The 12,831-nt window shown below is 43.3% G+C and carries 13 protein-coding genes; 5 read left to right on the top strand and 8 right to left on the bottom strand.

Annotation, left to right across the window (positions count from 1 at the left end; translation table 11 throughout):
- Nucleotides 1–262: 262 nt before the first annotated feature.
- Nucleotides 263–487 (bottom strand): hypothetical protein, encoded by a 225-nt coding sequence (locus V7K31_RS16020; RefSeq protein ID WP_335095293.1) that lies wholly within the window; start codon nucleotides 485–487, stop codon nucleotides 263–265.
- A gap of 285 nt (nucleotides 488–772) precedes the next feature.
- Here V7K31_RS16020 and V7K31_RS16015 point away from each other — a divergent pair, with 285 nt between their 5' ends.
- A complete protein-coding gene (locus tag V7K31_RS16015; protein WP_335095292.1) occupies nucleotides 773–2,467 on the top strand; it encodes a multicopper oxidase family protein in 1,695 nt (564 codons plus the stop codon).
- Between the two features lie 698 nt (nucleotides 2,468–3,165).
- Here V7K31_RS16015 and V7K31_RS16010 read toward each other — a convergent pair.
- Nucleotides 3,166–3,639 (bottom strand): hypothetical protein, encoded by a 474-nt coding sequence (locus V7K31_RS16010; RefSeq protein ID WP_335095291.1) that lies wholly within the window; start codon nucleotides 3,637–3,639, stop codon nucleotides 3,166–3,168.
- Nucleotides 3,640–3,840: 201 nt separating this feature from the next.
- On the opposite strand from V7K31_RS16010, the gene tumA reads away from it, so the two are divergent.
- A complete protein-coding gene (tumA, locus tag V7K31_RS31905) occupies nucleotides 3,841–4,215 on the top strand; it encodes an antitoxin TumA (protein WP_442941297.1) in 375 nt (124 codons plus the stop codon).
- 40 nt (nucleotides 4,216–4,255) lie between these two features.
- Here the strand turns inward: tumA and V7K31_RS16000 are convergent, their stop codons facing one another.
- A complete protein-coding gene (locus V7K31_RS16000) occupies nucleotides 4,256–5,671 on the bottom strand; it encodes a Rid family detoxifying hydrolase (RefSeq protein WP_335095290.1) in 1,416 nt (471 codons plus the stop codon).
- A gap of 109 nt (nucleotides 5,672–5,780) precedes the next feature.
- Nucleotides 5,781–6,212 carry an NUDIX hydrolase gene (locus V7K31_RS15995; RefSeq protein ID WP_335095289.1) on the bottom strand — a complete coding sequence of 144 codons (432 nt, stop codon included), beginning with the start codon at nucleotides 6,210–6,212 and terminating at the stop codon, nucleotides 5,781–5,783.
- Between the two features lie 148 nt (nucleotides 6,213–6,360).
- Here V7K31_RS15995 and malQ point away from each other — a divergent pair, with 148 nt between their 5' ends.
- A complete protein-coding gene (gene malQ / locus V7K31_RS15990; protein WP_335095288.1) occupies nucleotides 6,361–7,869 on the top strand; it encodes a 4-alpha-glucanotransferase in 1,509 nt (502 codons plus the stop codon).
- A 181-nt stretch (nucleotides 7,870–8,050) separates the two neighbouring features.
- On the opposite strand, the gene V7K31_RS15985 is transcribed toward malQ, so the two are convergent.
- Together V7K31_RS15985 and V7K31_RS15980 are read right to left on the bottom strand one after the other, a co-directional pair.
- A complete protein-coding gene (locus V7K31_RS15985; RefSeq protein ID WP_335095287.1) occupies nucleotides 8,051–8,863 on the bottom strand; it encodes a helix-turn-helix domain-containing protein in 813 nt (270 codons plus the stop codon).
- A 29-nt stretch (nucleotides 8,864–8,892) separates the two neighbouring features.
- Nucleotides 8,893–9,651: a pseudouridine synthase gene (locus V7K31_RS15980; protein ID WP_335095286.1), complete on the bottom strand. Its 759-nt coding sequence runs from the start codon at nucleotides 9,649–9,651 to the stop codon at nucleotides 8,893–8,895.
- Between the two features lie 99 nt (nucleotides 9,652–9,750).
- Between V7K31_RS15980 and V7K31_RS15975 the strand changes: the two genes are divergently transcribed.
- Nucleotides 9,751–10,464: an LmeA family phospholipid-binding protein gene (locus V7K31_RS15975; protein WP_335095285.1), complete on the top strand. Its 714-nt coding sequence runs from the start codon at nucleotides 9,751–9,753 to the stop codon at nucleotides 10,462–10,464.
- Nucleotides 10,465–10,620: 156 nt separating this feature from the next.
- Nucleotides 10,621–10,797, top strand: a complete 177-nt coding sequence (locus V7K31_RS15970) for a DUF6887 family protein (protein ID WP_335095284.1) — start codon at nucleotides 10,621–10,623, stop codon at nucleotides 10,795–10,797.
- A gap of 227 nt (nucleotides 10,798–11,024) precedes the next feature.
- Here V7K31_RS15970 and V7K31_RS15965 read toward each other — a convergent pair whose 3' ends face one another.
- Complete coding sequence (locus tag V7K31_RS15965) at nucleotides 11,025–11,921, bottom strand: phosphatidate cytidylyltransferase (protein WP_335095313.1); 897 nt, start codon at nucleotides 11,919–11,921, stop codon at nucleotides 11,025–11,027.
- A 278-nt stretch (nucleotides 11,922–12,199) separates the two neighbouring features.
- Complete coding sequence (gene cbiT / locus V7K31_RS15960; RefSeq protein WP_334942835.1) at nucleotides 12,200–12,802, bottom strand: precorrin-6Y C5,15-methyltransferase subunit CbiT; 603 nt, start codon at nucleotides 12,800–12,802, stop codon at nucleotides 12,200–12,202.
- Between the last annotated feature and the right edge of the window lie 29 nt (nucleotides 12,803–12,831).

Below are 12,831 nucleotides of genomic sequence, written 5' to 3'. Positions count from 1 at the left end.
TTGACTGGAAGCAGCAGCCCCTAATCAGCCATTCCTAGCTTTGCATGGGAACGAGATAATGGTCAATCGAGCTTTTTTTGACTTGTGTGTACACCGTAGCCTAAAAGCAGAGGGACTTTGAATTTTCCCCCTTAGGTGTCCTATACACGGTAGCGGCACACTATTACGTAGGTGTAGCCCAACCCAGGCATCGCTTGTATTTGACGCAAGCTCTAAGCGCTATATTTATACAGAATTGCATTGAGCGATCGCCTACACCCTCTCATGAGAAGCGCACAGTTGTAAAGGCGATCGCTTTATATTTTAATCCAGTTGAGTTGAGCGATCGCAATGTAGCTTGTGATCCAAAGTTTCCTCTTAATACCTTTTTGCGTCTTTTTGCTATCCAAACGAAGCGGTAATTAATGAGTGTCACAGATGTTGTTTTATGTCTATATTTTCCACTCACATTTGAAGTTTCCATAAAGTTATAGTAAATAGCTTGCATCTATAAACCATATTTTAATAGATTAATTTTGTCTGTAATCTACACCAATAGGAAATCTTTTTTAGCTTATTTCAATCTAAATAAGTACGTAGGCACGATAAAACAAATATGCATTTAGTTTTGTAAGAACGGTGAAATAACTAATTTGTAAGGTATCTGCCGAATTTAGATTTCGTTATATACTTGCGAATTTTCTCGCCCACTTATTTAGCTGTTTATTGCATACCTGGAAAATATACATGGCAAGTGCTACTTAACTTCTTTGAGGGAAAAACCAAACCATTCATGAGCAGAATTATTAGACGAATAGTGTTAAAGCTTGCAGCACTTCCAGGGGTATTGAAGCAAAGACAACTGCGGCAACTCTTAAAGATTGCTAGCAGTATTTTTTTTGCTCTTATTGTTGTGATATATGCGTTGCAAGTCAGGGCACAAACCCCATCCATATCTTCTGTTTGCGCTCAACCACCTGCGGGAAGCATTGTCAAAAACCCACCAGAAATCCGCAATCCTAATGCCACCAATCCGGCAAATTTTACGGTTGTCAACATTTCCCCTAAGCAAAACTGCTATGTTGCCAATGGTAACTTGCAAGCACCAACGCTTAGGCTGAGTCCAGGTAAGGCAAACTTAGTACTGAGATTGACTAACCAATTACCAGGTCAAGCAAAAGGAACACAAGACCAAAACTGTCAGCGCCAATATCCTGGAGGAATGGCACCCCCAAATTCAACCAACCTGCATTTTCATGGCTTGAGTATATCTTCAAAATGCCATCAGGACGAAGTTGTGCGGACGGTGGTTGAGCCGAAACAGACTTTCCAGTACAATGTCAGTATTCCACAGGGAGAGCCACCGGGACTATATTGGTATCACCCACACGTCCATATGCAGAGCCAAGCTCAAGTGCTGAGTGGATTAACAGGTGCGATTATTTTTGAAGGCATCGGGAAGTATAACAAGCAAGCTGCTCAACTTCCAGAACGGGTGTTTGTGTTACGTGATACGCAGCTATTAAAATATTTTGACTTTCAGCAACCAGTCAGGGATATTTCCATCAACTCAGTTCCAATTAGGTATAAAGGTGGGGGTATTTATGATCCGCCAGCGATCATTCAAATGAAACCCAATCAAAAACAGTTTTGGCGTGTGGCTAATACGGCGGCGGATACCTTCTTTGACTTGCAACTCCAATACAATAGCATTGCTCAACCGCTTGAATTAGTAGGGATGGATGGTGTTCCGATCAATGCTGATAGTCAGTTGCAGAACCAGACTAAATCTGTCTACCACATTTTGCTACCCCCAGGCGGAAGGGCAGAGTTCATAATCAATGGTCCGCAAGCGTCGGTGAAGGATGCCAAGTTTTTGACGCTGAAATATAACACAGGGGCGCAAAATTATAATAACCCACAACGAACGATAGCTAGAATTCAAATGCAAGCGGCATCATCTGCTTCAGCCTCAAATCCTGAGTTAAGCGTTGACTTAAGCAAGGTATCGGGCGATCGCTTTTCTGGAGTAAATCAGAACCAGTCTGTAAAGCAGCGCAAGCTCTACTTCTCTCAAACAGCTGCTGGTGTACTACCAGAGCAGTATTACATCACAGTAGAGCCAAATAAGCCTAAAGTTTACGATCCAAACTTCAAAACTCCCGATATCACGGTTCAGGAGGGAACGACTGAGGATTGGATCGTGGAAAACCGAAGTTTGGTAATCCATACTTTCCATATCCACCAAGTCCACTTCCTCGTCTTGAACAGTTCCGATGCAAGTGAGATTGGGATGATGCGCGACACAATCAATGTACCTATCTGGAACGGTAAGCCAAACACCCCGTTTCCCAGTGTGAAACTGCGAATGGATTTCCGAGGCGTTCAGAATGGTGCAAGTATTGCAGGTACTTTTGTTTACCACTGCCATATCTTGGAACACGAAGACAAGGGTATGATGGCATCTATTGAAGTCAAGAGTAAGTAACGCGAAAATAGTCAGATCATCATCAAATGAGCAGGGGTAATTTTTACGTGTAACCTTGATTTAAGCTCGAGGTTGACCTTCTGAGGCTCGATGTTGACCTTCTGAGGCTCAAAGTTGACCTTCTGAGGCTCGATGTTGACCTTCTGAGGCTCAAAGTTGACCTTCTGAGGCTCGATGTTGACCTTCTGAGGCTCGATGTTGACCTTCTGAGGCTCGATGTTGACCTTCTGAGGCTCGGTGTTGACCTTCTGAGGCTCGGTGTTGACCTTCTGAGGCTCGATGTTGACCTTCTGAGGCTCAGTGTTGACCTTCTGAGGCTCAGTGTTGACCTTCTGAGGCTCGGTGTTGACCTTCTGAGGCTCGATGTTGACCTTCTGAGGCTCAAAAATGCTTTGGCGACTTAGCGCTTCTCCGTGGAGTCTAATATAGACCTAACCCCCAGCCCCTTCCCTACAAGGGAAGGGGAGTAAGATTTAAAGCCTCTCCCCTACAAGGGGAGAGGTTTGGAGAGAGGTCAAAGTCTATTTTAGATAAACGAGATATGCTATACAAATTGCGGCTATACAGACAAAACTTGCCTGCGTGGGTTTTAAAAATTTTTGGATTCAAGACGCGAAAGGGGCATAACAATGTTATGCCCCTACAAAAAATATGTATTTTACCAAATTGATAACTGCTGTAATTGCCTATTTCAGAATTTAGCTAACTGGGACTTCGGGTTGCTTTTTCTTGGAACGGCGGTTAAACCTGCGTCCCATCTCATCAATTACTCCATCTAAACCTGCGACATCACCGCTAGCTTTGGCATAGCTATAAATTGCTAATGCTGCGGCATAGGCTTCGCTAGCAGCAGCTATACAGGTATCATCTACCAGTTCTTGCAGTTGCGTTAGAGACAAAAGCACCGGATACAAGTCCTCAAATATCCCTAAATCCCGGCGCATCTCTTCTAAATCAAAAGAACGAGGCAAAAAGTTAGGGTTTTGTGTCGCCACTTCTAAGGCTTTGCTGACAAAAGCCCGACTTTTATCTCCCATCTTTAGCATTGTTCGCCGATCTTCAGGGGTCAAATCAACCAAAAATGGTAACTTTTCTTTAATTGTAGCGATCGCTTGCATGACTGCTTCTTTGTCTGCTGGGGCTAAGTTGGCACTGATGCGATTTTCTGGCATTTTTAATACTCCTTTAGGATACTTAGTTTCAGTATTCCCAAAATTATGGAGGCGATCGCTATTGTTAATAGGTAATTAAAGAATTTTTCCCCCTTCCCGCTTCGGGAAGGGGGTTAGGGGGTTAGGTCTCTTTACAGACCTGTACCTCACCGGATTGAAAATGGCTATAGTATAAACTAATGAAACTGAATGTAGAAATCAATGCGGAAACAAATCATCGAATATACATCTCCACCAGATGCGCTGATTGCTCTTACCAAACAATTAAATACCTATGAAATAAAGTACCAAATGAATTCAGAAGATTTTTTTGCCAAATATAGCCAAGGAGAAACTTCTGACGATGAAGTGTTTGTCGAATGGGCAGGAAATTACCAACATTATCTAGCTCTGTCAACGGAAAAAAATGATGATACTTCCAATCAGAAAACGAAACCGGAAATACAGGAAGCAACACCAATTCTTAGAGGCTCTAAAGCAGAAGACTTGCTAAAATTTGCAGGAACCTGGCAAGGGGATGATTTTGAGGAGTGCTTGCAGCTTGTTTACAAAACCCGTTCCCCGGCTGAATTTTAGTGATTTACCTCCTATATATTGATAGATTGATACCTTCCTTCTAACCACTAATCACAGCGATCGCATCAATTTCTACCAAGACATCTTTAGGTAAGCGCGATACCTGAACACAAGCCCGCGCTGGGGCTGTATCTTCCGGGAAATATTTAGCATAGACGGCATTCACCGCCGCGAAATCATTCATATCAGCTAAAAATACGGTGGTTTTCACCACATCTTGAAAAGTCGCCCCAGATGCTATGAGGATGGCTTCCAGATTAGCTATTACCTGCTCGGTTTGCTTTTTGACATCATCAGTGTAGACGACATCACCAAGGCGGGGATCGATGGCAATTTGTCCAGCTATGAATATAAATTGACCAGAAGCTGCGATCGCTTGATTATAAGGACCGACTGGAGCGGGTGCGTTATCAGTACGAATTACTTTACGAGTCATAGATAATACTTTATTTAACGATGTTTCCTGCTTACCGATTTCCACCTCAGAAGCGATCGGTTTGTAGACTTCTCCATCTGGCATTATTGCACGACTGAAGTCAGCATCCTCAATTAGCCATCCATAAGTAGCAGCATCAGTCAAGTCTGCTCTGGTCAAATTGGTTTCCCTCAAATTTACGTTTGTCAAATTTGCTCTTTGGAGAACTGCTCTCTCCAGATTTGCCCTTTGGAAACAAGATTGTCTAAGGTTTGCCTGTGCAAGATTTGCTCCGGCCAAATCAGATCCAGTCATATTTAAGCCTGATAGATTAAAATTCTGTAAATTTACTGCTTGCAGTTTGGCATCCTGTAGATTTGCCTTTTGAAAGTTTACGCCCTCTAAGTTAGCTCGACTCAAATCTGCTCCTACTAGGGAAACTCCACTAAAATCTATACTATTGAGTGTTGAATTACTCAAGTCTGCTCCTGCTAAGAACACTTCTCTCAGGTTTGCACTACTTAGATTTGCATGACTCAAATTTGCCTTGTCTAAGTTGGCGTGATTTAAGTTTGCACTACTTAGATTTGCATGACTCAAATTTGCCTTGTCTAAGTTGGTGTGACTCAAGTTTGCACCACTTAGATTTGCATGACTTAAATTTGCCTTGTCTAAGTTGGCGTGACTCAAGTTTGCACTACTCAAATTTGCTCCACTTAAGTTAACACTGCTTAAGTTTGCACCACTAAAGTTTGCTGACGGCTGTATCCGAGTATTCTTGCCCCAAATTTCTCTACCGTTCACTTTACTGAAATTTGCGGTTGTCAGACATGCCTTACTAAAATCGGTTCCGTTAATTATTGCCTCTGTTAGGTTTGCCTTACTTAAATCTGCACATTTAAAATTAGTACCAGTCAGGTCGGCATTAGATAAGTCTATTTGAATCAGGTCTGTATTTCTCAGGTCTACTTCTTTGAGTACTGCTCCTTGAAAGTTCCGTTGTCCTTCGGCGTATTTCTCCAACAGTTCTTCAGCATTCATAATGCACCTTTAAATACCATTGACACAGTATAATCACAAAAACTTTGTGTCACAGATATTCCTCTCTTTTCTTCCTTCGCGCCCTTCGCGCCTTCGCGGTTCGTCCCTCCTACCCCAACCTCGGACGTATCCCATAATGCCGATATCGCCAATAATCGCGCAAAATGCGATCGTGGTCAAAACATAAATTACTAGGCACTCGCCAAGACTCAAAAACTCCTACACCCTTAGCATCATCCCCAGCCACAACTTCCCCCGTAGCTGTCGCCAAAAACACAATACTAATAGTATGCTGACGCGGATCGCGGTCGGGGTCAGAATACACCAGTAATTGTTCAACCAACTCCACCTGCAAACCCGTTTCTTCCTCAGCTTCTCGCCGCGCCGCCACTTCCACAGATTCGCCATAATCCACAAAACCACCAGGAATAGCCCAACCTAAAGGTAGATTATGTCTTTCAATTAACACTATTGGCCGATGAGGTCGGTCTACTAATTCAATGATGATATCAACTGTCGGTGTAGGATTTCGGTAAGTCATAGTTATTAGTCATTAGTCATTGGTCATTAGTCATTAGTTAATCAACCAAAGACAAATGACAATCAACATGAGTTTACTTGATTTACCCTGCAAATACTGTTCCGTGATAGATTGATGCGATCGCTTCTTCCCATAATTCAGGTTAAATATGCCTTTTCCTAGATCCAGTGGCATTTTGCTGCATCCTACATCCTTTCCCAGTCGATTTGGTATTGGAGATTTAGGCTTAGAAGCCTATCGCTTCATTGATTTTCTCAAAGAGAGCCATCAACAATATTGGCAAGTTTTACCATTAGGCCCCACTGGATACGGCAATTCTCCATATATGTGCTACTCCGCAATGGCAGGAAATCCTCTGCTGATTAGCCCAGAAAAACTCTTAGAAGACGGTTTGCTATCTGAAGAAGACTTTGCAAATTTACCAGGATTTGCGGTAGAAAAGGTAGACTTCAACCAGGTTGTGCCGATTAAAATTGGGCTACTCAAAAAAGCCTGTGAAAACTTTAAAGCGAATGCTACGCCGATTCAGCATAAAGAGTTTGCAGGTTTTTGTGACAGTAAAGCCTATTGGCTAGATAATTACGCCTTATTTATGGCGCTGAAAGATGCCAACGACAATGCAAACTGGCATACATGGGAGCGAGAACTTGTCAAGCGCAAACCAGAAGCATTAGCTCAGGCAGAAGATCGGCTCAACGGAGAGATTTTTTATTACAAGTTTGTCCAATTTGAGTTTTTCCGGCAGTGGTCAGACCTGAAAAGCTACGCCAACATGCGCGGTATTGACATTATCGGCGATATCCCCATCTACGTAGCTCACGACAGTGCCGACGTGTGGGCGCATCCCGATATGTTTTGCTTAGATGAAGAGACAGGAGTTGCTGCCCAAATGGCAGGAGTCCCACCAGATTACTTCAGCTCCACCGGTCAATTGTGGGGCAACCCGGTTTATAACTGGGAGGAATTGCAAAAACAAGACTTTAAATGGTGGGTACAGCGCTTTGAGGCAATGCTGGATTATGTAGATATAATTCGCATTGACCACTTCCGGGGCTTCGAGGCTTATTGGTCTGTGCCTCAAGGTGAACAAAATGCCATGAATGGTAAATGGATCAAAGCGCCTGGAGATGCTTTTTTTGAAGTGATTAGGCAGAAGTTGGGCAAGCTACCCGTCTTAGCGGAAGATTTGGGAGTAATTACACCAGAGGTTGATGCGCTACGAGACAAGTATGAATTTCCTGGGATGAAAGTTTTGCAGTTTGCCTTTGGTTCTGATCCCGAAAATCCATTTTTACCATTCAATTACCCAAGAAATGCTGTAGTTTATACCGGCACTCACGATAATGACACAACTTTAGGCTGGTTTAATTCAGCTAACGACAACGAAAAACAAAACCTGTTGCTTTATTTAGGTTGTATTAGTCCTGAAGGCGTTCATTGGGATTTAATTCGCCTAGCTTTGAGTTCCATAGCCAACCAAGCGATTATTCCTTTGCAAGATGTTTTGGGATTAGGAAACGAAGCGCGGATGAATTTTCCTAGTGTTGCAGAGGGTAACTGGGAGTGGCGCTATCAAGCAGCAGCGTTGACAGAAGAATTAGGCGATCGCTTAAAAGTTCTTACGAGACTCAATGGACGCGCCCCGCAAGCACAATGAGGAGTAGGGAGTAGGGAGTGGCGAGATGGGGAGATGAGGCAGCAAGGGAAAAAACACTCCCCCATCTTCCTCATCTCCCTCATCTTCCTCAGTCTTTTTCTTTAATTTTGAAGTTTGTTAGCCTCACAAAGAGCGAGTCCGCGTTCGTCATTTTGAATTTTGAATTGATTTCTCCCTCATCTCATAACTTAGGTTTAGCAGCAATCCTAATTTCTTCCTCCTTCCCAGGCTCTCCCATTTCCTTGGCTTTTTCTTGATTGACGCTCATCAACACACCACCAGCATTATTAGTTTTCACTGTCAGTTGCTCTTGGGCTTTCCAAGTTCGGTGAGTTCCCTCTGGCAGAATACCCTCAAACTCGGTTTTGCCATCAGCTACTACGCGAATCCAAGATGACGCTTTCAAAGTGACACCAATCTGTACAGCCTGTCCCTGGTGGACACCGTTAAGGCGATCGCTGATCGGTTGAACCTCAACTGACTCTTTTCGTTGGGCTAGTTCTGGTTTAACAACGGATTTTTGTTGTGGGTATGGCTGGTTTTGGCTATTACTTGCTTGTAGTACAGCGTTATTTAATAACTGAGATAAGCCATTTACAGAGCAGACGATTAGGAATATGTAAAGAAAGTAAAGATGAATCGGACGTAGTTGATTAAGGGGTGAAATATTTTCCATACCTTGAGGGTTCACTTGTGCAGAAGCGATCGGAAAAGTGCTAGAAAATTCTACTCCATTCAAGCCGAGTGCTTCGGCAAATTGTCTGATCAAACCCTGAATATAGATTGGTTCTGGCAGTTCCTTTAAATTACCTTCTTCGATCGCCTGTAATAATCGCCGGGGAATCCTGGTTAATACAACCACTTGCTCTAGAGATAGAATCTGTTCTTGACGCAATGCCAAAAGTTTAGCGCCTAATTCTGCCAATTTTTCAGAGCGTTGTTGCTCTAATGAAAGTGATGGCTGGTGATTATTCTTCTTTCTTGGCCATTTCATGGCTAGTGACGCTCCTTAATTCCATTGAATCAATAATTAGGTTGGATTATCTGCTTTTGCAAAAAGTGAATCTCATGATCTTTGAGGGAACGATATTTACCCTCATCTAAAAATGGTTCTTTTGAAGTTTGTAACTGAATTGAACCGATAGCAGTCCGATGCAGCTTGATTACTGGGTATCCTAACTGTTGGGCTATCCGGCGTATTTGGCGATTTCTTCCCTCCTGCAAGACTATTTCTAAAACGCTTTGCTCGGCACAACGTTCTATTAGCTGTACCTTGGCAGCCCTGGTATTTCTACCCTCCAACATCACACCCTGACGCCACATTTGCAGCACTGCTTCTGGAGGATGTCCTTTGACCAAAACACAATATGTCTTGGAAATACTGTGACGTGGATGGGTTAGTCCAAATGTCAGTTCTCCGTCATTTGTCAGGATTAATGCTCCTGTCGAGTCTGCATCTAAACGTCCAACTGGGTGAATACCTGAACCCTCTCGTAATTCTTTCGGTAGTAAATCTAGAACTGTCGTTCTGCCGTGAGGGTCGTCGCAAGTCGAAACCACTCCCGCAGGTTTGTGTAGCAATAGATATATTAAAGCCGGACGGTGCTTTTTCGGTAGGGGTTTACCATCGATTGCGATCGCATCTTTTTCGGGATCAACTTTTTGACCTAAATGTGCCAATATCCCATTGATCTGCACCCGTGAGTCCCTAATCATTTCTTCGGCTTCACGACGTGAGGCGATACCCCATTGAGCGAGAATTTTTTGTAACCGTGCCTCCATGTGGAAATTGCTTATTTACTAACAATTAAATGATATTTGCATTTTGTAGCGAGTAGGCATAAATGTTACATTTAAAGCTTGTTTAATTAGATTGGTTAGATGCAAGAGCAAAATTCCCAAACCACAAATTCAAATAAAATCCGCATAATTACGCAGGGACTCACAACAGCACTAAAGCTCTGGTTGAGAGCGCAAGTGAGCCAAATATCGGAATTAGAAGTGGAGATTAAAGCGAGCGATCGCCAAATTTTCTCTGGGCGCATCCCCTCGGTATCTATTTTTGCTACTCATGCAGTTTATCAAGGTCTCCTGATTACACAAATTCAATTAATAGCAGAAAATATTCGGATAAATATCGGCTCGCTACTTAAGGGACAGCCACTACGACTGTTAGAAACAGTACCAGTGGTTGGCGATTTAATCGTAGACGAGAAGGATCTCAATGCTTCTCTCTCATCTGACTTATTATCTACTGCTTTGAGCGATTTACTGGTTAAGGTTTTACCAACATATTACCCACAGTCACAACTAATTAATTGGCAAGAAATTATCCTTGATAACAATCAAATTATACTGCGGGGCGTGAGAGTAACCAATAGTGAAACCACACCTCTAGAGATTTGTCTGGGCTTACAGTTACTCAGTGGCCATGAGTTGCAAGTGGCACATATCCAAATCAAGCCTGACCAAGGAGATATATTAGAGGACAATCATGAGTACAATCTGGATCTTGGCTCAGATGTCGATATCCAAGAACTAACGCTGATCCCAGGCAAGGTGGTGTGTCGTGGGCGGATTAACGTTAATCCTTGATGATTAAAAATTAAAAACTAAAAATACCAATTACTTATCTTAAATAATATAACGCTTCTCGAAATAAGGGCAGTGGGGAGCAGGGAGCAGGAGAAGAAGAACCAACCAATGCCCAATTCAGCTAGAGATTCTTAGCAATGGAGAGGAGATTATCGGATGAGTGATTATTTAAATTTGTCAGAAAAAGAACTGCGGGAATACGTCAAAGCCAACCCCCAGGATGAAGAAGCATTTCAACATTTCCTCAGTATTATGATATCTAAACCAGGGCGGGTAGTGGTCAGTACTGATGAACAGCTAGAGGCAGAGCTTAAAAAAAGACTGGTATCCTAAAATCGCTCTTAATGCCCTACAACGTACGATAAAGCCCTACAGAGTACATCTGTGGGGTTTTTGGTTTTGAGGGTCTAAAACCCTTATGTTCCCTCAAGCAGCGAGGGTTTTTTTAGTTTGTGGAGAGGTGCGATCGCAGCGGCGGGAGTGGTTTCTTTCATCAGGCTTTTTCAACGTGAAAGCTATTCTAGATAATCATTCTACCCTTTTTTGTTCTTCACTTTTATTTAAGTCCCGCTATCTGTTATCAATGGCAATAGCAATGTCACGAAATAGTAAACCAAAGGAGCTGTGAAAATATAACTATCAGTACGGTCTAAAATACCACCATGACCGGGGATTAACTGTCCAGAATCTTTGACTCCAGCATCCCGCTTCAGCATAGACTCGGTAAGATCCCCTAAAATACTAGCAATGCCAATCAGCAAACCTAATGCTAAACCAGTGAAGAGGGATCTGGGCAAGTGTAGATAATAGGCTCCTGCGATCGCTACGGCAACACTGAAGATGATGCCAAAGACAGCACCTTCTACAGTTTTTTTCGGGCTAATCTCAGACAGACGTGTTTTCCCAAAGAATTTGCCAATGGTATAAGCACCAATATCGGCTGCCCAAATACATAAAAAAGTCAGCAGTGTTGCTGTAAAACCTTGTCCTAAAGAAGCGGAATTTGCCTTTTCCCAGAAATCTGTCCAGGTTGTAGGCCAATAACCTCCGAAAGGGAGATTGCTAAAAGCAGCACTATCAATTGCTCGTAACCGCACCCAGTAACTCGGCAAATAACCTACATAAAATAGCCCCATAATAGAAGCGGAAACATCAGCGATCGTGGCAAATTTGGGCTGGAATAGCAGGTAAAAACAAATAAGTGTACCAGCTATTGGCATCACAGCATCAGCTAAACTGCCATCAAGGGTACAAATCATTAGTAATACTTGGCTAGCAGCCATAGTGGTTTTAGCAGCAGGAGTAATGCCTCTGGCTCGCACTAAATTAAAATATTCCTGTTGACCCAAGAAGACCACAATTGCAAACATGATGGTAAAGTACCAGCCCCCCAAAAGGGTAACAGAAAGAGCAAGAGCGATCGCAACAATTCCACTAATAATCCGAGACCAAGGCATAGAAGTATTAAATATTGGGCATTGGGCATTGGGCATTGGGCATTGGGCATGGGGCATGGGGCATGGGGCATGGGGCATGGGGCATTGGGCATGGGGCATTAATTAATTAGTTATTCTTTCTTCCACTGCTTCCCTTTCTTCCACTGCTTCCCCTGCTCCCCCTACTTCCTCATCTCCGTTTTTCTCCTTCCCTTGCCGCCTCTTGCAATGCCCCATGACGGCAGTTGCTCCACTTGGGGAAACCCCAAGATCACACTGCCTCCCCCATGCCCCATTTCCTAATCCAGTTTCTCACCACTGAGGATAAAAATGGGATCAACGGCGGTAAAGGTTTGAGAAAAGCCGCGCGTCTCTAAGCGGTTCACCGCAGACTGTACGACTTCGATATTTCTAGCCCTTAACAGGGAAAAGCTCTGGGAAATAGCATACAGACTTTCTAGATTAGCAGCTGTGGCTACAACCCGACCGGATGGCGGCAAATAATGCCAAGCTGCTTGCAAAATTTCCTGAATGGGGCGTCCTCCCTCAATACAAACGCGGTGAGGAGTAACTTTCAGGTCATGCAAACACTCTGGGGCACTACCTTCAATTACTTCGACATTCTTTACTTCAAAGCGATCGCAGTTACGCTTGATCAGATTAGCTACTTCTTCATCCCTTTCTATAGCGATAATCTGTCCGCCTGGACACAATAGCCCCACCTCTACCGGAATTGTACCCGTCCCTGCGCCAATATCCCATAACACAGAATCTGATTTTAGTCGCAGTTGGGCAATTAATAGTAGTCGGACTTCTCGCTGGCTCAGGGGAATTCCTGGCAAATGTTCAAATAATTCATCGGGAATACCAGGGGTAATATAAGGCCAAAGTTGGGAGGGCATAGAACTACGCAATTATACTAAAGATATCG

Origin of the sequence: Nostoc sp. (genome assembly GCF_036917675.1) — a bacterium.
Lineage (GTDB): Bacteria > Cyanobacteriota > Cyanobacteriia > Cyanobacteriales > Nostocaceae > Nostoc.
The sequence above is the reverse complement of the archived record's forward strand: the minus strand, read 5'-3'. Positions and strand labels throughout refer to the sequence as shown.